At 62.7% G+C, this 20,503-nt stretch carries 19 protein-coding genes; 5 read left to right on the forward strand and 14 right to left on the reverse strand.

All coding sequences use genetic code 11. The features are described 5' to 3' along the window. Nucleotides 1–3: 3 nt before the first annotated feature. Nucleotides 4–459 (reverse strand): rhodanese-like domain-containing protein, encoded by a 456-nt coding sequence (locus D7I37_RS26625; protein WP_095098576.1) that lies wholly within the window; start codon nt 457–459, stop codon nt 4–6. A gap of 93 nt (nt 460–552) precedes the next feature. Here D7I37_RS26625 and D7I37_RS26630 point away from each other — a divergent pair, with 93 nt between their 5' ends. Next, nucleotides 553–1,986 (forward strand): PLP-dependent aminotransferase family protein, encoded by a 1,434-nt coding sequence (locus D7I37_RS26630; RefSeq protein WP_061795751.1) that lies wholly within the window; start codon nt 553–555, stop codon nt 1,984–1,986. A 22-nt stretch (nt 1,987–2,008) separates the two neighbouring features. On the opposite strand, the gene D7I37_RS26635 is transcribed toward D7I37_RS26630, so the two are convergent. Continuing rightward, nucleotides 2,009–2,905: an endonuclease/exonuclease/phosphatase family protein gene (locus D7I37_RS26635; protein WP_129544721.1), complete on the reverse strand. Its 897-nt coding sequence runs from the start codon at nt 2,903–2,905 to the stop codon at nt 2,009–2,011. 216 nt (nt 2,906–3,121) lie between these two features. Here D7I37_RS26635 and pepT point away from each other — a divergent pair, with 216 nt between their 5' ends. Then, nucleotides 3,122–4,354 carry a peptidase T gene (gene pepT, locus D7I37_RS26640; protein ID WP_129544722.1) on the forward strand — a complete coding sequence of 411 codons (1,233 nt, stop codon included), beginning with the start codon at nt 3,122–3,124 and terminating at the stop codon, nt 4,352–4,354. A gap of 15 nt (nt 4,355–4,369) precedes the next feature. On the opposite strand, the gene D7I37_RS26645 is transcribed toward pepT, so the two are convergent. After that, a complete protein-coding gene (locus D7I37_RS26645; protein ID WP_061795748.1) occupies nt 4,370–5,482 on the reverse strand; it encodes an SLC13 family permease in 1,113 nt (370 codons plus the stop codon). Nucleotides 5,483–5,636: 154 nt separating this feature from the next. Here D7I37_RS26645 and apbE point away from each other — a divergent pair, with 154 nt between their 5' ends. Beyond that, on the forward strand, nt 5,637–6,665 hold the full coding sequence (apbE, locus tag D7I37_RS26650) for an FAD:protein FMN transferase ApbE (protein WP_061795747.1): 1,029 nt from the start codon (nt 5,637–5,639) through the stop codon (nt 6,663–6,665). 65 nt (nt 6,666–6,730) lie between these two features. Here apbE and D7I37_RS26655 read toward each other — a convergent pair whose 3' ends face one another. Further along, the gene (locus tag D7I37_RS26655; protein WP_004936201.1) at nt 6,731–6,952 is read right to left on the reverse strand and encodes a hypothetical protein; all 222 of its coding nucleotides are present in this window, start codon (nt 6,950–6,952) and stop codon (nt 6,731–6,733) included. A 198-nt stretch (nt 6,953–7,150) separates the two neighbouring features. After that, the gene (gene fabB, locus D7I37_RS26660) at nt 7,151–8,365 is read right to left on the reverse strand and encodes a beta-ketoacyl-ACP synthase I (RefSeq protein WP_061795746.1); all 1,215 of its coding nucleotides are present in this window, start codon (nt 8,363–8,365) and stop codon (nt 7,151–7,153) included. A gap of 170 nt (nt 8,366–8,535) precedes the next feature. Here fabB and mnmC point away from each other — a divergent pair, with 170 nt between their 5' ends. After that, nucleotides 8,536–10,557: a bifunctional tRNA (5-methylaminomethyl-2-thiouridine)(34)-methyltransferase MnmD/FAD-dependent 5-carboxymethylaminomethyl-2-thiouridine(34) oxidoreductase MnmC gene (gene mnmC / locus D7I37_RS26665; RefSeq protein ID WP_061795745.1), complete on the forward strand. Its 2,022-nt coding sequence runs from the start codon at nt 8,536–8,538 to the stop codon at nt 10,555–10,557. A 41-nt stretch (nt 10,558–10,598) separates the two neighbouring features. Here the strand turns inward: mnmC and D7I37_RS26670 are convergent, their stop codons facing one another. The 6 genes from D7I37_RS26670 to prmB all read right to left on the reverse strand — a co-directional run bounded on the left by D7I37_RS26670 (nt 10,599) and on the right by prmB (nt 15,256). After that, on the reverse strand, nt 10,599–10,880 hold the full coding sequence (locus tag D7I37_RS26670; RefSeq protein ID WP_095098581.1) for a YfcL family protein: 282 nt from the start codon (nt 10,878–10,880) through the stop codon (nt 10,599–10,601). A 32-nt stretch (nt 10,881–10,912) separates the two neighbouring features. After that, nucleotides 10,913–11,470 (reverse strand): elongation factor P hydroxylase, encoded by a 558-nt coding sequence (locus D7I37_RS26675; protein WP_061795743.1) that lies wholly within the window; start codon nt 11,468–11,470, stop codon nt 10,913–10,915. Between the two features lie 67 nt (nt 11,471–11,537). Next, entirely contained in the window at nt 11,538–12,338 is an 801-nt protein-coding gene (locus D7I37_RS26680; RefSeq protein WP_061795742.1) for a sulfite exporter TauE/SafE family protein, read from the reverse strand. A gap of 3 nt (nt 12,339–12,341) precedes the next feature. After that, nucleotides 12,342–13,169 (reverse strand): penicillin-insensitive murein endopeptidase, encoded by an 828-nt coding sequence (gene mepA, locus D7I37_RS26685; RefSeq protein ID WP_129544723.1) that lies wholly within the window; start codon nt 13,167–13,169, stop codon nt 12,342–12,344. A 5-nt stretch (nt 13,170–13,174) separates the two neighbouring features. Continuing rightward, nucleotides 13,175–14,260, reverse strand: coding sequence for a chorismate synthase (aroC, locus tag D7I37_RS26690; RefSeq protein WP_061795740.1), 1,086 nt, complete (start codon nt 14,258–14,260; stop codon nt 13,175–13,177). 63 nt (nt 14,261–14,323) lie between these two features. After that, entirely contained in the window at nt 14,324–15,256 is a 933-nt protein-coding gene (prmB, locus tag D7I37_RS26695) for a 50S ribosomal protein L3 N(5)-glutamine methyltransferase (protein WP_061795964.1), read from the reverse strand. A gap of 170 nt (nt 15,257–15,426) precedes the next feature. On the opposite strand from prmB, the gene smrB reads away from it, so the two are divergent. Further along, complete coding sequence (gene smrB, locus D7I37_RS26700; RefSeq protein ID WP_061795739.1) at nt 15,427–15,957, forward strand: endonuclease SmrB; 531 nt, start codon at nt 15,427–15,429, stop codon at nt 15,955–15,957. Between the two features lie 64 nt (nt 15,958–16,021). Here the strand turns inward: smrB and sixA are convergent, their stop codons facing one another. The 3 genes from sixA to fadI all read right to left on the reverse strand — a co-directional run bounded on the left by sixA (nt 16,022) and on the right by fadI (nt 20,384). Beyond that, the gene (sixA, locus tag D7I37_RS26705) at nt 16,022–16,504 is read right to left on the reverse strand and encodes a phosphohistidine phosphatase SixA (protein ID WP_061795738.1); all 483 of its coding nucleotides are present in this window, start codon (nt 16,502–16,504) and stop codon (nt 16,022–16,024) included. 404 nt (nt 16,505–16,908) lie between these two features. Next, complete coding sequence (gene fadJ / locus D7I37_RS26710; RefSeq protein WP_061795737.1) at nt 16,909–19,074, reverse strand: fatty acid oxidation complex subunit alpha FadJ; 2,166 nt, start codon at nt 19,072–19,074, stop codon at nt 16,909–16,911. After that, nucleotides 19,074–20,384: an acetyl-CoA C-acyltransferase FadI gene (gene fadI / locus D7I37_RS26715; RefSeq protein ID WP_061795736.1), complete on the reverse strand. Its 1,311-nt coding sequence runs from the start codon at nt 20,382–20,384 to the stop codon at nt 19,074–19,076. Before fadI ends, fadJ begins: the two co-directional genes overlap by 1 nt. Nucleotides 20,385–20,503 lie beyond the last annotated feature (119 nt).

Consider the following 20,503-nt stretch of genomic DNA (forward strand, 5'->3'; position numbering starts at 1 on the left):
CCGTCAGGCGCAGCCGCAATCTTCTGCGGCCGCCTGATCCCGCAGCGAACCCGGCAGCTCGCCGGTGGCCACCGGATGGCCGTCGCGCCGCCAAAAGTCCAGCCCGCCGATCAGTTCCTTGACCCTGAACCCCAGCGTGGCCAGCTTATAGGCCCCTTTGGTGGAGCCGTTGCAGCCGATGCCGTCGCAGTAAGTGACGTACACCCGCTGCCGGTCCAGCCGCGCAGCCGTGGCTTCCTCCATCAGCCGATGCGGGAAGCTCAGGGCGCCGGGAATATGGCCGGCGGCGTACAGCGCTGCCGATCGGGTATCGATAACCACAATATCCTCAACGCCGTTGCGCAGATCCTCCGCCACGTCCCAGGCGTCGGCGTAACGGCTCAGCTTGGCCGCCAGATAATCCAGGCTCTCGCCCGGCGCCGCCGGGGGAAAGGCCAAAACCAACGAATCTACTGCCATAGTGCTTACTCCGGTTGATCAAGACTGATGACAATAGTGCCTGACTTTGGTCTTATCACTAATACCAATTACCGAGAATAGATAAGACCCATTATGACTCCTACCCTCATCGCTTTGTTTCAGCAGCCGGAGCGCAACAGCGGTACACTGCGCGATCGCCTGTGCGGCGCATTGCGGCAGGCTATCCAACTCGGCACGCTCTCCTGTGGGCAGCGGCTACCGTCCAGTCGAGTTCTGGCGGGCGATTTGGGCATCTCGCGCGTCACTGCCGAAGCGGCCTATACCCAGTTGGAAGCTGAAGGGTATCTGCAGCGTCGGGTCGGCCAGGGAACCTTCGTGGCTATCAATATCGTCAAAGCGTCGGTGCCCGGTAAAGACAGCACCATGCCCAGGCTTTCATCGCGGGGACAGCAAATCGTACATACCGGCGGATGCCAGGATCCGCAGCGCCCGCTGCCTTTTGCCGCCGGTTCGCCGGAACTGCGCGCCTTTCCCCTCAAGTTGTGGAAACAGCTGACCTCCCAGCGCTTGCATCAACAGGGAGAAAGCCTGTTGCGCTATGGCGATCCCCAGGGCTATCCGCCGCTGCGCGAAGCCATCGCCGCTCACGTCAGCCAAACGCGCGGCGTGCGCTGCGACGCGCAACAGGTCATCGTACTGACCAGCTCGCAACAGGCTCTGCAGATGATCGCCACGCTGTTATTGGACAACGGCGATCGGGTATGGATGGAAGAGCCGGGCTACGCCGGCGCGAGAAACGCTTTCGTCAGCGTCGGCGCTGAGTTGGTGGCGGTCAAGGTGGATGAGGCCGGCATGCAACCCAAGCCATCGCTGCCCGATCCGCGCTTGATCTACCTGACGCCTTCGCATCAATATCCCACTGGCGGCGCGCTGAGTCTCGCCCGCAGGCTGCAGCTGCTCGCAATCGCGGAGCGCCGTCAGGCATGGATTATTGAAGATGATTACGACAGCGAGTTCCATTATGACGGCCTGCCGATGCCTGCGCTGCAGGGATTGGACCGCCGAGGCAAGGTTCTGTATATCGGCACTTTCTCCAAGGCGCTATTTCCTTCGCTGCGTCTGGCGTATTTGATAGCTCCGCCTGCGCTGACCGTCCCTTTTGTCACCGCTCGTACGGTGTATGACGGCCACAGCGCTCAGCTGATGCAGGCGGTCACCGCCGAGTTTATCCTCCAAGGGCATTTTGCCGCCCATATTCGCTATATGCGTCAACTGTACCGCAGCCGCCGCGACGTGTTGCTGACCGAGGTACAAGACAAGCTGGGCCATTTCGCCTCCCCACAGCAGGCCAGCGGCGGACTGCAGCTCAGCGTCTGGCTGCCGCCCGGCCAGGAAGCAGGGCTTAGCCACCAGGCACAGCGGCTTGGCGTAGTCACTCCCGGGTTGTCGGCACAGTACCAAACTGCGCAGGCGCGGCGCGATGGCTGGCTGCTTGGGTTTTCTGCCCTGACGCCGGGGGAAATACGTGCCGCTGTGCAACGGCTGGCACGGATCGCCATCGTTTAGTGAGCCGCGCGCCCAGGCTACATCACTGCTCGGTCAACCGCAGCTCGGCCACCAGCGGCAGATGGTCGCTGAGCGCCGGCCAGTGAACGCCGTTCCAGTCGCCGCTGGCGTTCGGCACCGTCAGGCTGTCCAGATGCCAGCGCTGCGCATTGCCGCTGAAGATGTAGTCCACCTTGATTTCGGCGTTTTCCGCCGGCCAGCTGCGCCCATCCTGCGCGCCGGGCATGATGTCGTTCCAGTAACGGCTCAGCTCCGTCCAGGTCACGCTGCCCGGCACGTCGTTCATGTCGCCGAACAACAGCTTGATGCCGCGCATTTCGATGGTGCGATCGTTCAGCTCGCGCACCTGCTCCAGGCGCATCGCCGGATCTTCCCTGGTGTCCAGGTGGGTGTTGATCAGGGTGATAGGCGCCGGAAACTCCGGTACGTCGACCTGCACGCTGAAGGCGATGCGCTGCTCGCGCTGGCCGGACGGCAGCGGATAAACGGCGCTGTCATGCAGCGGATATTTCGACAGAAACGCCAGGCCGTACTCGCCGCCGTCAAAGTCGATCGCCCGGCCGAACACCACCTGCATGCCGGTCAGCTTCGCCAGCTCCGCCGCCTGATCGACCTTGCCGCTGCGGCCGGTCAGCTTGTCCACCTCCTGCAGCGCCACCACGTCAACGTTCATCGCGCGGATCGCCCTGGCGATGGCGCTCATGTCGCCGACTTTGCCGGCGGCGATATTAAAGCTGGCGACGCGGATCTTCGGCGCCTGCTCCAGCGCATAGGTTTTGTTCTTCAACCCGCCGAGGGCGCTGGCCACCTCGCGGCTGTTGGCGTTGCCGTTGGCATGGCCGCCGTCGGTGGACGACCAGGCGCTGTGTGACATTCCCAAAGATAACAAAGTGATAAGTAAAGCATGACCGGTATTCATGGACTCTCCTTGACGTTTGGATGGGGTATGGCGGGCGCTCCCCGGCCCCCTGCTAACCACGATTCTGCCGCAGAAACCCGCTACGCTTTCCTCGTTGCGCCGCTATTTTTTGATTCTGCGCGACGCCTCGCATTCCGGCGGTTAACGCATTGTACGATTGGACAATCGGCTGATTTAGTTTTAAAACCGATGGATTGCCCACGTCGAGGAACCCTGATGACCAGCCCGATTGCCGAACAGCTTACCGAACGTTTCTTCCGTTATCTGGCGGTAACCAGCCAGAGCGACGCATCCGCCGCCACCCTGCCCAGCACGCCCGGCCAACACGAGATGGCGCAGCTGCTGGCGGACGAGCTGCGCCTGCTCGGGCTGGAAAACGTGCAGATCGATGAGCACGCCACCGTCACCGCCCGCAAGCCCGGCACCCAGCCCGGCGCCCCGCGCATCGGGTTTATCACCCATATCGACACCGTCGACGTCGGCCTGGCGCCGGACATTCATCCGCAGCGCCTGCGCTTTAGCGGCCAGGATCTCTGTCTCAATGCCGAACGGGACATCTGGCTGCGCACCGCAGAGCATCCGGAGATCCTCGCCTACCGGGATGAAGACATTATTTTCAGCGACGGCACCAGCGTGCTCGGCGCCGACAACAAGGCCGCGGTCACCGTGGTGATGACCCTGCTGGCCAACCTGAGCGCCGCCGATCGCCACGGCGATATTCTGGTGGCGTTCGTGCCGGACGAAGAAATCGGCCTGCGCGGCGCCAAGGCGCTGGACTTGAAACGTTTTGACGTCGACTTCGCTTACACCATCGACTGCTGCGAGCTGGGCGAAGTGGTGTATGAAAACTTCAATGCGGCGGCGGCGGAGATCCGCATCGAGGGCGTGACCGCCCACCCGATGTCGGCGAAAAACGTGCTGATTAACCCGATACGCGTCGCCACCGACATCATCAACCAGTTCGACGCGCAAGACACGCCGGAGCATACCGAAGGCCGCGAGGGCTATTTCTGGTTCAACGAACTGACCGCCAACGCCAACCAGGCCACGCTGAAGGTGTCGATCAGGGATTTCGACCTGGCGGCGTTCAACGCGCGCAAAGCGCGCCTCGAAGAGGTGGTGCGCCAGGTGGCGGCCCACTATCCGCGCGCCAAGGTCAGCTGCAGCGTCACCGATATTTACGGCAACATCAGCAATTCGCTCGGCGAGGACCGCCGCGCCATCGAGCTGATTTTCGGCGCGCTCGCCGCCCACGGCATTCCGCCCAAGGTGATCCCGATGCGCGGCGGCACCGACGGCGCGGCCCTGTCCAGCCGCGGATTGGTGACGCCCAACTACTTTACCGGCGCGCACAACTTCCACTCGCGCTTCGAGTTTCTGCCCGTCAGCGCCTTCGTAAAATCGTATCAGGTCACGCGCAGCATCTGCCTGCTGGCGGCGCGCGGCTAGGCGCAGGCCGGCCTTTTACAGCAACAGCCAACCGGCCAGGGCGCTCCAGGCCAGCAGCGGCAGCGAGTAATAATGGAAGGTCAGCCAGATCTTGCGCTCGCCCGACATGCGCAACGCGATCAGGTTGGCCATCGATCCTATCGCCAGCCCAAAACCGCCGGCGTTGACCGCGTAGGCCAGCAGCGCGTTGGAAGGCAGGGTGTTAAGCAGCAGAATGGTGGCCGGCACGTTGCTGATGAGCTGCGATAGCCCGATGCCCAGCGCGTAAATCCCGCCGTCGCCCAGCGTGGAAATGGCGGCGAAGCCGGGCTGAACCGCCGGCAACCGGGTAAACAGGCCGACGTCGATGAACATGGCGATAAATACGAAGATCAGGCTCCAGTCAATCTGCAGCAGCACTCGCCGCGCCAGCAGCAGAAAGCCGGCGAACACCGCCAGCAGCCCATAGAGCGCCAGATTGAAATCGAGGCACAGCAGGAAAATCGCATACAGCGCCACGCAGCTCAGCAGCAACGGCCGCCGATAGGGATATCCCTCGGTATGCGGCGCTTTCGCCATCGCGCGCGCCGGGAAGCACAGCCAGGCCAACGCCAACAGGCTGAGCATCATCGCGGCGCCGAACGGCGCCATCTGGCCGATAAAGCCGAGAAAAGACAGCGACGAGCGGCTCCACAGCAAGATGTTCTGCGGGTTGCCGATCGGCGTCAGCAGCGAGCCGGCATTCACCGCCAGCGCCTGAAAGACGATCAAGCGGCCAACCGGCAGCGCCGACAGCTTTTTCAGCGTGATGGTCAGCGGGATCACGATAAACAGCGCCACATCGTTGGTGAGAAACGACGACAGCAGCGCGGCGGAAAACACCAAAAACAGCGCCAGCCGCCGTTCGCTGCGCAAACCGGTGATAATTTTACGGCCGATAAAATCGAAATAGCCGCTGACCTCGACGCCCTTGGTCAGCAGCATCAGCCCCAACAGGGTAATGAGGGTGCGGCCGTCGATGAACCCGGCCAGCTCAGGCAACGTCTGCGGATGCAAGGCGAACATCGCCGCGCCCGCCAACAGTAAAACATGCAAAAAACGATCGCGGAGAAAGGGCCGGATAAGCCGGGCGACGGCGGTTGAACTCATGTTGGCAGCTTGCAACCTAAGCGGAAATGAAGAGCCTGACGTTAGCTCAGGCGCGGCTTTAACGCCAGCAAAATGCTATTTTAGCGTTATCCGCTTTCAATTTGCCGCGCTTTACTTTATTTGTAGCGCCTTTGACGGCTTCAAAGGATATTTTATGGCTAAGGCTTTCGCCAAAGGGCTGCTGCTGAGCGCATTGTTCAGCCTGCTTGCCGCCTGCAATGACCCGCAATCCCGCCAGATCGATATCGACGGCAAAACCATGGGCACCTTTTACAGCGTTAAGGTCAGCGGAGACATCGCCATCAGCCCGCAGCAGCTGCGGCGGCAGATCGATGCGGTGCTCGAACGGGCCAACGACGACATCTCCACCTATCGCGCCGATTCGGTGCTGTCGCGCTTTAACCAGTCCCGCAGCGCCGATCCGCAGCCTATCCCGCGCGGCATGGCGGACATCATCCTGATGGCTCAGCGCATCGGCCGCGATACCGGCGGCGCCATGGACATTACCGTCGGCCCGCTGGTGAACCTGTGGGGCTTTGGCCCGGACAAACGGGTGGTCAAAGCGCCGGATGCGCGGCAGATCGACGCGGCGAAACAGAACGTCGGTCTGCAGCATCTGAAACTGTTGAGCGACAGCCGGGGCGAATGGCTGCAGAAAGACCTGCCGAACATGTACGTCGACCTTTCGACGCTGGGCGAAGGCTATGGCGCCGATGAGCTGGTGCGGCTGATGGCGCGCAACGGCATTACCAACTATCTGGTGTCGGTCGGGGGCGCCGTCTCTTCCCGCGGCGTTAACGGCCAGGGCAAACCCTGGCGCGTGGCGATCCAGAAGCCGACCGACCGCGAGAATGCGGTGCAGGCGCTGGTCGATCTGCAAGGCTATGGCATCAGCACCGCCGGCAGCTACCGCAACTATTTCGAGCAGGACGGCCATCGCTATTCGCACGTGATCGATCCGACCACCGGCCGGCCGATTGATCACCGGCTGGTGTCCGCCACGGTGATCGCCCCCACCGCGCTGGAGGCGGACGGCTGGGACACCGGGCTGATGGTGCTGGGCAGCGAAAAGGCGCTCAAGCTGGCGGAAGAGAAAGGGTTGGCGGTGTATCTGATCAGCAAAACCGACGAGGGGTTCAGCGCGGTAATGACGCCGCAGTTCAAGGCGTTTTTACTGCAGTGATATAAAAAAAGCCCGGCAGCGATGCCGGGCTTTTTCTCATGTCATCCGTTACGGATGACGAAAGATTACTTGGTCAACGCAATGATGCCGAGCGTCAGGCCGGCAACCGCCGCCGCGCCGCCGGCGATGGCGCCTGCGGTTTCCCAGTTATCCTGCGTGGTGCCTTTCATGCAGGTGTTGGTGTGCACCAAACGCCCCTGATCGTCATAGACCGGGACGCAGGGAGAATCGGTGGCGCATCCGGCCAGCACGGCCGACAGTAACCCAACCGCAATTAACTTTTTCATACTTCTTGCCTCTATGTACGATTACGTTGAAACGCTACGCCGCGCGACGGTTTCGCTACCTGGCTATTGTATGCGCAAACCCTGTAATGACGAGGTAATGATGTGTCAAAGGATGTTATTTGGGAAAACTCCGAGCGGCGGAACGGCGGGCAATAAAAAGCCCGCTCGGGGGCGGGCTTGTCCAACCGATAAAACGGATTACTTCTGCAGCTTGCGCATCACCAGGGTGGCGTTGGTGCCGCCGAAGCCGAAGCTGTTGGACATCACGGTGTTCAGCTCGCGTTTAGTCGGCTGTGTCACGATGTTCATGCCCGCGGCCTGTTCGTCGAGGTTATCGATGTTGATGCTTGGCGCGATAAAACCGTGCTCGACCATCAGCAGGCTGTAGATCGCTTCCTGCACGCCGGCGGCGCCCAGAGAGTGACCGGTCATCGCCTTGGTGGACGAGATGGCCGGGGTGTTGTCGCCAAAGACTTCACGAATGGCGCCCAATTCCTTCACGTCGCCAACCGGCGTGGAGGTGCCGTGCACGTTCATGTAGTCGATTGGGGTGTCGACGCCCTGCAGCGCCATCTTCATGCAGCGCACCGCGCCTTCACCCGATGGAGCCACCATGTCGGCGCCGTCGGAAGTCGCGCCGTAACCGATGATTTCCGCATAGATATGCGCGCCGCGCGCCAGAGCGTGTTCCAGTTCTTCAACCACCACCATGCCGCCGCCGCCGGCGATGACGAAACCGTCACGCGCGGAGTCATAGGTACGGGAGGCTTTTTCCGGCGTGTCGTTGTAGCTGGTGGACAGCGCGCCCATCGCATCGAACTCGCAGGCCATTTCCCAGCACAGCTCTTCGCCGCCGCCGGCGAACACCACGTCCTGCTTGCCCAGTTGGATCAGCTCGACCGCGTGGCCGATGCAGTGTGCGGAGGTGGCGCAGGCGGAGCTGATGGAGTAGTTGACGCCGCGGATTTTGAACGGGGTCGCCAGGCAGGCGGAAACGCCGGAGGCCATGGCCTTGGTCACCATGTACGGGCCAACGCCGCGCAGGCCTTTGGCGCGCATGCCGTCGGAGCCGGCAACCTGGTTGCGTGGCGAACCGCCGCCGGAACCGACCACCAGGCCGGTACGATCGTTGGACACCTGATCCGCGGCCAGGCCGGAATCCTTGATAGCTTCTTCCATGGAAAGATAGGCATAAACGGACGCGTCGCTCATGAAGCGCATCACTTTACGGTCGATCAGACCGGTAGTGTCCAGTTTAACATCGCCCCATACGTGACTACGCATGCCGGAATCTTTCAGCTCCTGGGAGAAAGTGATCCCAGAACGACCTTCCTGCAGGCTCGCCAGGACCTCCTGCTGGTTATTACCAATGCTGGAGACGATTCCCAGGCCAGTAATCACTGCACGTTTCATTCAATACCTCTTCCACTATTTACCTACGGGATTTTGCCTCGCACTTTAGCGTACAGATGTACGCCGAACAAGTCCGATCAGCGTTTTTCAGCTTTATTCTTATCCAGTTTGCGCCACGGCGCCAGCGCCGTTAGAATTCGCGTCATCCCTTGAGTTACGAGCTACCGACCGTGAGCCATGCCCCCATCCAAACCGCAACGCTAACCTGGAATGAACAGGGTACACCTGTTTCGAAACAGTTTGATGACGTCTATTTTTCCAATCAGGATGGGCTGGAAGAAACCCGTTACGTGTTTCTCGGCGGCAATCGGCTGCCGCAGCGCTTTGCCGCTCACCCTCGCCCGCTGTTCGTGGTGGCGGAGACCGGCTTCGGCACCGGGCTCAACTTTTTAACCCTGTGGCAGGCCTTTGCCGCCTTTCGCCAGGCGCAGCCGGCGGCCCGGCTGCAGCGCCTGCACTTTATCAGCTTCGAAAAATTCCCGCTGCAGCAGGCCGATCTGGCGGCGGCGCATGCGCGCTGGCCGGAGCTGGCGCCCTACGCCGAGGAGCTGCGCGCCCAGTGGCCGCTGCCGCTGCCGGGTTGCCACCGCCTGCTGCTGGCCGAAGGCCGCATTACCCTCGATCTGTGGTTCGGCGACGTCAACGAACTGCTGCCGCATTTCGACGCCAGTATGGATAACCAGATCGACGCCTGGTTCCTCGACGGCTTTGCGCCTTCCAAAAATCCCGATATGTGGACCGAACGGCTGTTTGCCGCCATGGCGCGCTTCGCCCGCCCGCAAGGCAGCTTCGCCACCTTCACCGCCGCCGGCTTTGTACGGCGCGGGCTGCAGCAGGCGGGATTTCAGGTAAACCGCTGCAAAGGCTTCGGCCAGAAGCGCGAGATGCTCGCCGGTGAACTGCCGGCCGATGCGCCCGCCGCGCCGCATCCCGCCCCCTGGTTCCATCGGCCGGCGGCGGAAAATACCGCCGATATCGCCATCATCGGTGGCGGCGTCGCCAGCGCCCTCGCCGCGCTGGCCCTGCTGCGACGCGGCGCCCGCGTCACGCTGTACTGTGCGGATGCGCAGCCGGCCGCCGGCGCCTCCGGCAACCGCCAGGGGGCGCTTTACCCGCTGCTTAACGGCAGCGGCGATGCGCTGGAGAGCTTCTTCAGCGCCGCCTTTCCCTTCGCGCGTCGCCAGTACGACGCTTTGCTGCGCCAGGGCGTGAGCTTCGCCCATCAATGGTGCGGCGTCAGCCAGCTGGCCTATGACGACAAAAGCGCCGCCAAGATTGCCAATATATTGAAGGTGGAACGGCCGGCGGCGCTGGCGATGGCGGTCGACCGCCCGGCGCTCAGCGAACTGTGCGGCGTCGACAGCGGCTTCGGCGGCATTACCTACCCGCTGGGCGGCTGGCTGTGCCCGGCCGAACTGACCCGCAGCGCCATCGAGCTGGCGCGCAAGCTGGGCATGACCTGCCGGTATGAATTCGACGCGCGGGCGCTGAGCCGCCAAGACGCCGGCTGGCGGGTCGACTTCGCCAACGGCGAAAGCGCGCGGCATGCGACGGTGATCCTGGCCAACGGCCATCGCCTGGCCGACCTGGCGCCGACGGAGGCTCTGCCGCTGTATGCGGTGCGCGGCCAGGTTTCGCACATCCCCACTACGCCGGCCCTGAGCCCACTGAAACAGGTGCTGTGCTACGACGGTTATCTGACGCCGGTGAACGCCGACAACGGCCAGCACTGCATCGGCGCCAGCTACCAGCGCGGCGATACCGACACCGACTACCGTGAAGAAGAACAGCAGGATAACCGCGCGCGCCTGCTGCGCTGCCTGCCGGAGCAGGAGTGGCCGCAGCAGGTGGACGTCAGCGCCCGGCAGGCGCGCTGCGGCGTGCGCAGCGCCACCCGCGACCACCTGCCGATGGTCGGCGCGCTGCCGGACTATCAGGCCACGCTGGCGCAGTACCAAAACCTGCAGCGGCAAAATCAGCGCGGCGAAGCCGTTGCCGAAGCGCCGGCGTACCCGGGCCTGTTCGTTATCGGCGGGTTGGGATCGCGCGGGCTATGTTCGGCGCCGCTGGCGGCGGAAATTCTGGCGGCGCAGCTGTTCGGCGAACCCCTGCCGGGCGATGCGAAGATGCTGGCGGCGTTGAATCCCAACCGAATGTGGGTGCGCAAGCTGTTGAAGGGGCGTGCGGTTTAAGCGAGATAACGGGGCGCGAGAAACGCGCCCCGAAAAGAGCGTCAGGCGGTCGGCAGCGCCGTCTGGTACAGGTTTTCCCACATGCCGCGCACCAGCGCCTGGTCCGGCGGCGACAGCTCACCGGCGGTAATCGCCTTGTTCAGGCTGCTTTCAACCCGCGTCTTCAGCGCTTCGGCGGTGTGCTCGCCCTGCTCTTCCGCCTCGGCGACCGCCAGCGTCAGATGACCGCGCAGGTAGCCACCGGCAAACAGTTCATCATCGCTGGCGTGCTCTACCATGTCATCAATCAGCGCCAGAATGCGCGCTTCGAATTCTGCGATCATCAAATTTCCTCATAAAATAACAAGCAGTGGCGTCAGTTGAGATCTTCCGGGTAGGGAAAATGCTCGGCCGCCAACGGTGGCGTATTGTAGAACGATTGCAGCGCCTGAATAAAGCGCGCGGGCCTTGTGGGTATTCCCTGCTCCAGCAGCTGCAGCACCCGGGCGCGCACCTTGCGCTGGAACGCGACGCGATCCGGCTCGCAGTCGCCGTTCAGGTTGTCGCAGCTGACGTTGAACGGAAAACCGGCCGCCACGCAGAACATCCACTCCAGCGCCTGCGGCTTGACCTCCACCGCTTCGAACTCGCTCTGGGTCTGCGCGTCGCGCCCGTCCGGGCAATACCAGTAACCGAAGTCCACCCGTTTGCGGCGCGCCTCGCCGGCGATGCACCAGTGCGAGATCTCATGCAGGCCGCTGGCGTAAAAGCCGTGGGCGAAAACGATGCGGTGGTACGGCAGCTCGTCATCGGCCGGCAGGTAGATCGGCTCATCGTCGCCCCTGACCAGCCGGGTGTTGTAATCATCGCTGAAGCACCGATTGAAAATAGCGATCAGCTGTTCGTATTGATGGGTTGTCTGCGTGTCTGACATAAATAAAAAACTCTATAACCACAAAAATAAAGCGGTGATTATTCCACTTTAATGCTCGCCTGGCATGCTAAATATGCAGCGCCAGCCACTGCTGAATTTCGGCGCCGTGATTGTCGTACAGCAGCTTGCAGCTCATCACCAGCGAAACGATCACGATCATCGGGCGTATCAGCTTTTGGCCGCGGGTCAACACCATGTGCGCCCCCAGGCGCGCGCCCAACACCTGCCCCACCAGCATCACCAGGCCGAGGCTCCACACCACCTTGCCGCCGATGATGAACAGCGCCAGCCCGCCGACGTTGGAGGTGAAGTTCAGCACCTTGGCGTGCGCGGTGGACTTGGCGAGGTTAAAACCGCACAGCGTCACGTAGGCCAACGCATAGAAAGAACCGGCGCCGGGGCCGAAGAAACCGTCGTAGAAGCCAACGCAGCCGCCGGCCACCAGACCGAAGGGCAAGGCGCTCAGGCGACGCTGGCGATCTTCCTCACCCAGCCGCGGCATCAGCAGGAAATACAGGCCGATGCCAATCACCAGCAGCGGCAGCATCTGCCGCAGCAGATCGGCGCGCATGTGCTGCACCAGGATCGCCCCGATGATCGAGCCAATCAGCGTCAGCAGAATGGTCAGCTTCTGTTCTTTGAGGTTTACCGCGCCGCGGCGAATAAAGTACAGGCTGGCGGAGAAAGAACCGCCTACCGATTGCAGCTTGTTGGTCGCCAGCGCCTGCGCCGGGGGAACCCCTACCGCCAGCAGCGCCGGTACCGTCAGCAACCCGCCGCCGCCGGCGATGGAGTCGATGAACCCCGCCAGCAGCGCCACGGCAAACAAAACCCCGAGCATCTCGGGGCCAACGACTAACCAGTCCATTTATTATTCCGCTGCGAAGTGATTATCCAGCAATGCCTGACAGATAGGCGGTAACGGCGGCGGCACCGGTTTACCCGGTTTGGCGCTCGGTTGATGCGGCACGAACCAGCTCGCCAGCTCCGCGCCGCAGCCGTCGCCCGGCGGCGGCGGATCCTGCTCTTTGCACTCCAGGCTGCCGGCCGGGCAACGCAGGCGCACGTGCATGTGCGCGCGGTGGCCGAACCATGGGCGCACCTTGTGCAGCCAGTCGCGGTCGGCGCCGGCGTCCAGGCACAGACGCTGCTTGATCGCCGGGTTGACGAAGATGCGCGTCACCTCAACGTCCTGCGCCGCCAGTTTGATTAAGGATCCGATCTGCGGCTGCCACTGGCGCGCCACCACCTGCTTGCCGTCGCTCGACACCAGATCGATCGGCTGCGGTTTCAGCAGCTGCTGCGCGCTCCAGCGCTGGCGCGGCAGCTGCAGCCAGATGTCGACATCCAGCCCTGACTGATGGCTGGCGTGGCCGCTGCTGAAGCGCCCGCCGGCCGGCATCGCCATGTCGCCGATCAGCACGGTGCCCAGCGCTTTCTGGTTCGCCTTGCTGCTGAGGCGCTGAATGAACGCCAGCAGGTCCGGGTGGCCGAAATAGCGGCGCTGATCGGTGCGCATCACCTGATAATCCGGCGAATTCAGCGGCAGCGGCTGGGCGCCGATAATGCAGCCGTTGGCGAAGCCGCCCACCGCCTGCGACGCCCCGCCCACCGGGTGGTCTATCTTCTGCCACGGCGTCAACGCCATGGCGGAGCCTGACGCCATCAGGGCAACCAGGCCCAACATCCAGTTTTTCATGGTTATTACCAGCGCGGAACGTCGGAAGCCACATCACCGTTTTGCGCCCGCTGGCGCAGCAGGTGATCCATCAGCACAATCGCCATCATCGCTTCGGCGATCGGCACCGCGCGGATCCCCACGCAAGGGTCGTGACGACCGCGGGTCACCATCTCCACCGCCTCGCCCTGACGATTGATGGTGCGGCCCGGCACCATAATGCTGGAGGTCGGCTTGAGCGCCAGATGCGCGATCACCGGCTGGCCGCTGCTGATGCCGCCGAGGATGCCGCCCGCATGGTTGCTCTGGAAGCCTTCCGGGGTGATTTCATCGCGGTTTTCGCTGCCGCGCTTGGTCACCACGCCAAAGCCGTCGCCGATTTCTACGCCTTTGACCGCGTTGATGCTCATCAGCGCATGCGCCAGATCGGCGTCCAGGCGGTCAAATACCGGTTCGCCCAGGCCGACCGGCACGTTTTCGGCAATCACGCTGACCTTGGCGCCGATCGAATCGCCCTCTTTCTTCAGCGCGCGCATCAGTTCGTCCAGCGCCGCCAGCTTGTCCGGATCCGGGCAGAAGAACGGGTTTTGTTCGACCTGATCCCAGTCTTTCAATTCGCAGGTCACGTCGCCGATCTGCGCCAGATAACCGCGCACCTGCACGCCGAACTTCTGCTGCAGATACTTCTTGGCGATCGCCCCGGCCGCCACGCGCATCGCGGTTTCGCGCGCCGAAGAGCGGCCGCCGCCGCGGTAGTCGCGCAGGCCGTATTTCTGCTCGTAGGTGTAGTCGGCGTGCCCCGGACGGAACACGTCCTTGATGGCGCTGTAATCCTGCGAGCGCTGGTCGGTATTTTCGATCATCAGCCCGATGCTGGTGCCGGTGGTCACGCCCTCGAAGACGCCGGAGAGAATGCGCACCTGATCCGGTTCGCGACGCTGGGTGGTGTAACGAGAGGTGCCCGGACGGCGGCGGTCCAGATCGTGCTGCAAATCGGCTTCGGTGAGCGGGATGCCGGGCGGTACGCCGTCGACGATACAACCCAGGGCTACCCCGTGAGATTCACCAAAAGTGGTGACGCGGAAAATCTGCCCAATACTGTTTCCTGCCATCACGGCTCCTTACCGTTAGTCATTATCGTTATGGGGCCCGGCGTGGCGGGCCCGTCATTATGCTTAGCTGCGGTAGATGCTGAAGTGCGCCTTGCAATCAATCAGTTGCTGTTTGGTCAGCATGAATACGCCGTCGCCGCCGTTGTCGAACTCCAGCCAGGTGAACGGAACATCCGGATATTGTTCCATCAGATGTACCATGCTGTTGCCCACTTCACAAATCAGCACGCCGTCGTCGCTGAGGTAATCCGGCGCGCAGGCCAGGATGCGGCGCACCAGCTTCAGGCCGTCGCTGCCCGCCGCCAGGCCCAGCTCCGGTTCAAAGCGGAACTCCTGCGGCAGATCGGACATGTCTTCCGCGTCCACATACGGCGGGTTGGTGACGATCAGATCGTACTGGATCGCGGGAACGTCGCGGAACAGGTCGGAGCGGATCGGGATCACCTGGTGTTCGACGCCGTGCGCCTGAATGTTGCGCTCGGTTACCGCCAGCACTTCGCTGGAGATATCCACCGCGTCCACTTCCGCCTCCGGGAAGGCGTAGCCGCAGGCGATGGCGATGCAGCCGCTGCCGGTGCACATGTCGAGAATATGGCGCGGCGGGTGCGGGATCAGCGCGCTGAAGCGATCGTTGATCAGCTCGCCAATCGGCGAGCGCGGCACCAACACGCGTTCGTCCACGTAGAACTCCATGCCGCAGAACCAGGCCTTGTTGGTCAGGTAGGCGACCGGGATACGCTCGTTGACGCGGCGGATCACGCGCTCAACGATGCGGTGGCGTTCGCTGGAGGTCAAACGTGCGGTGTGCATGTCCTCTGGAATATCCAACGGCAGGAACAGGCTTGGCAGCACCAATTGCACCGCTTCGTCCCACGGATTATCGGTTCCGTGACCATAGTAGATATTGGCGGCGTTGAAGCGGCTCACCGCCCAGCGCAGCATATCCTGAATGGTGTGCAGCTCGTTCACTGCTTCGTCGACGAAAATTTTGTCCAATTTGCCCTCCGGCAGGCACTGTGATTCATGATTTAGCCGCATAGTTTGCCATGAAGCCCGCGACAAATCACGCTAACCCCTTGCGCTTTTCATTCTGGCCCGAGTTTTGCGTCGACAGCGCTCGTTCACAAGGTAAACTAGCGCGATACATGATTTCCGGTGAATGAAGAATGAAGAACAAGCACCCTCTGAGCAAAGATGAACTGCAGCTCTTCAGAGAGTCGGTTGCGGGCGCGAAAAAACTGCGACAGGACACCATCGTCCACCGCCCGCCCAAGCCGAAGATAAAACAGGTGGCGCCGCAGCGTCTGCTGCAGGAGCAGGTCGACGCGAGCTATTATTTCTCTGATGAGTATCAGCCGCAGCTGGAAGAGGAAGGCCCGACGCGCTATGTGCGCCCGGGTTACAGCCCGTTCGAGCTGAAAAAACTGCGCCGCGGCGACTATTCGCCGGATCTGTTTCTCGATTTGCACGGCCTGACCCAAATGCAGGCCAAGCAGGAGCTGGGGGCGCTGATCGCCGCCTGCAAGCGCGAACACGTGCACTGCGCCTGCGTGATGCACGGCCACGGCAAACACATTCTCAAGCAGCAAACGCCGCTGTGGCTGGCGCAGCACCCCGACGTACTGGCGTTTCACCAGGCGCCGAAGGAATGGGGCGGCAACGCGGCCATCCTGCTGCTGGTCGAGCTGGCGGAGTAACCCGCAAAAACGACCAAGGGCGATGTCAGACATCGCCCTTTTTATCGGTACCGTCAGCGGCAGTTCAGACCTTGGCCATCACCTGCGACGGACTCACCTGCCATTCGAACTTGCCGTAGCTGCCGTCGGCCGCCAGATCGACATTGGCGATGGCGGAAGTGGCGAACATCGGCGGGCATTCGCCCGGGCACAGTTCGGCCACCAGATAACCCACCAGCGGCAAGTGAGAGACGATCAGCACCGAGCTAACCCCCTGCAGCGCCAGCGCTTGCAGGTAGCTGCCGACGCGTCCGGCGTCCCCGCCGGGCGTCAGCTCGGGCAGCACTTCTTCGCCCTCCGGCAGCGTCAGGGCTTCACGCACCGTCGCCAGCGTCTGTTCGGCCCGCAGATAGGGGCTGACCAGCACGCGTTCGATATCCACAGACTTGGTGTTCAACCAGGCCGCCATCTGACGAGACTCATCACGACCGCAGAGGGTAAGAGGCCTTACCGCATCGCTGGCCGCATCGAGTGCCGCCTCTCCGTGACGCATAATCAAAACTTGCATATTGCACCGCTGTTGTTGACAAAATAACGCTATACAGAAACGCCGAGCGTGCTGTACCGCCGAGTTTTACAACCCCAAAGCCGAAGCCTTGAAACGATAACGCGCCGTCTCTCTATGGCGGCCGGGCATTTTGCCTGAAAGTTCACGTAAAGAAAACGCTGTTTTTTACATCAACCGCGTCCGGATGTGAATCAACTGCTCACATAACAAGCAATTCAACGGGTTAAATTTTAACCGTTTGACCATGAAATTTATTGATGGCGGTCAGTCTTTTGCCGCCATCGGCCTAACTTACCCCTCCCCTATCTCCCTGTACAGGGGCCGGGATTGCAGGCTTTGCAAGGAGTGATGGCGATCACAATGCGGCCCTGCTGCAACTATAGTGCAAATCGGGCCGCCCTGCGTCAGCGCCCCTGCGGGTAAAAACGCTCGCCCTGGCGCGCCATGCGCTGCAGCCTGTCGCAGGGCGCAAAGTGCTCGCCGTATTGCTGCTGCAGGTATTCCAGCGTTTTCACCACTTTCTCGGCCCCGAGTTCATCCATATAACGGAACGGGCCGCCGAGGAACGGCGGGAAACCGATGCCGAACACCGCCCCGATGTCGCCATCGCGCGCGCTGCGGATCACGCCTTCGTCCAGGCAGCGCGCCGCCTCGTTCAGCATCATCATCACGCAGCGTTGGGCGATGGTCGCCGGCTGCAGGTGCGATTTCGGCGTGATGCCCAGCAGGAGGTATAACGACGTGTCGGCGCGTTTGCGCCGCTGGCGTTGCTGGCCTTCGCTCGGGTACAAATAGAAACCGCGGCCGTTCTTGCGCCCCTTGCGCCCGTCTTTCAGCACCGCGTCGAAGGCGGCGGGCGCGGCGAAGCGCTCGCCCAACGCCGCCACCAGCACCGGGATTATCTTGGTGCCGACGTCGATGCCGACCTCGTCCAGCAGGGTGATCGGCCCCACCGGGAAACCGAAGTCCACCAACGCCTTGTCCAGCGACTCGATCGGCTCACCTTCCAGCAGGCAGCGCGCCGCTTCATTAATATAGGGCGCCAGAATGCGATTGACGTAAAAACCGGCGCGGTCGGCCACCACAATCGCCGTCTTGCCCTGTTTGTGCGCCAACGCCACGGTGGTGGCGATGGTTTCTTCGCTGGTGCCGGCATGCGGGATCACCTCCACCAGCGGCATTTTATCGACCGGGCTGAAATAGTGCAGGCCGATCACCTGCTGCGGCCGCTGCGCCTGGGCGGCGATTTGGCCGATCGGCAGCGACGAGGTGTTGGAGGCGAAGACGGTATGCGGCGCGGCGTGCCGTTCGATTTCAGCAACCATCTGCTGCTTCAGCGCCAGATCTTCAAACACCGCCTCTACCACGATGTCCGCCTGCTCGAAGCCGGTGTAGTCGCTGGAGCCGGAGATCAGCATCATCTGCTTTTGCCGCTCCGCCGGGCGCATGCGCTTAGTGCGCACCCGCTTGCCGAGCGCCTCCCAGCTGTACTTGAGCGCGTGGTTGATGCCGCTTTCGTTGACGTCTTTAATCCGCACCGGCAAGCCGCCGCGCGTGGCGGTCACGCAGGCGATGCCGCCGCCCATCAGGCCGCCGCCCAGAATGCCGACGCGATGCAGCGCGTGCGGCTGCGCATTGCCGCCCCGCTCTTTCTTCAGCGCGGTGGAGGCGAAGAACAGGCTGCGCAAAGCCGCCGACTGCGGCGTCATCGCCAGCTCGCCGAAGGCGCGCGCCTCGGCTTCGTAACCGCTGGCGCTGCCCTGATCCAGCCCGGTGCGCACCACCTGAATGATGCGCTCCGCCGCCGGATAATTGCCGTGGGTTTTCGCCAAGGTTTTTTTACGGACGATGCTGAACAGCAAGCTCCTGCCCAGCGGCCCATTGAGCAAACGCTCCTGCCACGGCAGCGCGCGCGCGCTTTGCCAGCCCAATTTCACCCGCTCGATGGCGGTCTGCAATAAAATCGACTGCGGCACGGCGTCGTCCACCAACCCCATGCGCAACGCCTGCCGCGCGCGGATGTGCCGGCCGGTCAGGATCATGTCCAGCGCCTTGCCGGCGCCAATCAGGCGCGGTAAACGCTGGGTGCCGCCGGAGCCCGGCAAGAGCCCCAGCTGCACTTCCGGCAGCCCGAGCGCGGTTTTATCATCCAGCGAACACACCCGGCTGTGGCAGGCCAACGCCAGCTCCAGCCCGCCCCCCAGGCAGGCGCCGTGGATCGCCGCCACTACCGGCACCGGGAAAGCGGCGATCTGCGCCAGGGTGCTTTGCCCCTTCTTCGCCAGCGTTTCGGCCTCTTTGGCGCTGGCGCAGGCGGCAATCATGGTAATGTCGGCGCCGGCGATAAACGAATCCGGCTTGCCGGAGATAATCACCAGCCCTTCCAACGCCGGATGTTGCTGCGCCTTGAGCAGCACGTCATTCACCTGTTCGACGAACTCGGCCTTCAGCGTATTGACCTTTTCGCCCGGCACGTCGATGGTGATCACGCCGATATTGTCCGGACGCAGCGTCAACTGAAAAGCCGAAGGTTTGGCCCGCTGTTCGTGCAATGCGTTTTCGAAGCTCATTATTCCACCTCCACGATCATTGCGGCCCCTAACCCTCCGGCTGCGCAGGCGGTAGCCAGGCCCAGCCCGCCGCCGCGGCGTTTCAGCTCGTGCAGCGTCTGGGTGATCATGCGCGCGCCGGTGGCGGCAAACGGGTGGCCGTAAGCGATCGAGCCGCCCAATACGTTGAATTTATCCATGTCCACCGCGCCGATCGCCTGGCTGCGCCCCAGTTTTTGCCGGGCGAACTCATCGCTGGCGAACATTTTCAGGTTGGCCAGGGTCTGCGCGGCGAAGGCCTCGTGCATGTCGATCAACGTCAGATCGGCCAGGCCGATGCCGGCGCGATCCAGCGCCAGCGGCGTGGCGTAGGACGGGCCGAGCAGCATGTCTTCCCACACGTCGATGGCGGCGAAGGCGAAGCTGCGCAGATAACCCAGCGGCTGCAGGCCCAGCTCTTTGGCGCGCGACTCGCTCATCATCAGCACCGCCGCCGCGCCGTCGGTCAACGGCGTGCTGTTGGCCGCGGTCACGCTGCCGTGTTTGCGATCGAACGCCGGTTTCAGCCTGGCGTAGGAGGCCAGGCTGGAATCTTTGCGGACATTGTTGTCTTCGGCGATTTGCGCCCGGTACGGCGGCACGTAGGCGGTCATGACCTCGTCCCGCAGCCAGCCCTGCTCCCAGGCCTTGGCCGCCAGCTGATGGGAACGGTGCGCCAGCGCGTCCTGTTCTTCCCGGGTGATGCCGTGGCTTTTCGCCATTTGCTCGGCGGTGTCGCCCATGCGCAGGCCGGTGGAGTATTCCGCCACCGCCGGCGGCACCGGCATCAGATCGCGGAATTTCAATCGGCCGAACAATTTGAGGCGTTGCGACAGGGTGCGCGCCTTATTGACATCCACCAGGGTGCGCGCCAGCGCTTTGCTGACGCCGATCGGCAGCACCGAGGACGAATCGGCGCCGCCGGCGATGCCGATGCCGACGCTGCCGGCCATGATGCTTTCCGCCACGTTGGCGATGGCCTGGAAACTGGTGGCGCAGGCGCGCGATACGCTGTAGGCGTCGGTATGCACGCTCATGCCGGTGCCGAGCACGATTTCACGCGCGATGTTCGGCGCCTCCGGCATTTGCACCACCTGGCCGAACACCAGTTGCTCGATCAGCGCCGGGTCAATGCCGCTGCGGGCCAACAGTTCGCTTACCGCCATTTTTCCCAGATCCACCGCCGGAATGCCGTGATAGGCGGTCGCCTGTTTGGCAAAGGGGGTACGCAGTCCATTTACAATCGCGATACGGTCACCGTGACGGGTCACCAACGGCAGTGCCTTACTCATAAACGCTCCTGAAGAAAATAACGTCGCGCAACGGGCAGAAAGAGGTCTGACCTGATGGGGTCATTGTTAACTAAATGGTTACATTTGGCAAACCGCCAGAGGTCAAAACTGAGAGCAGG

The organism is Serratia sp. 1D1416 (assembly GCF_003641105.1).
Lineage (GTDB): Bacteria > Pseudomonadota > Gammaproteobacteria > Enterobacterales > Enterobacteriaceae > Serratia > Serratia ficaria.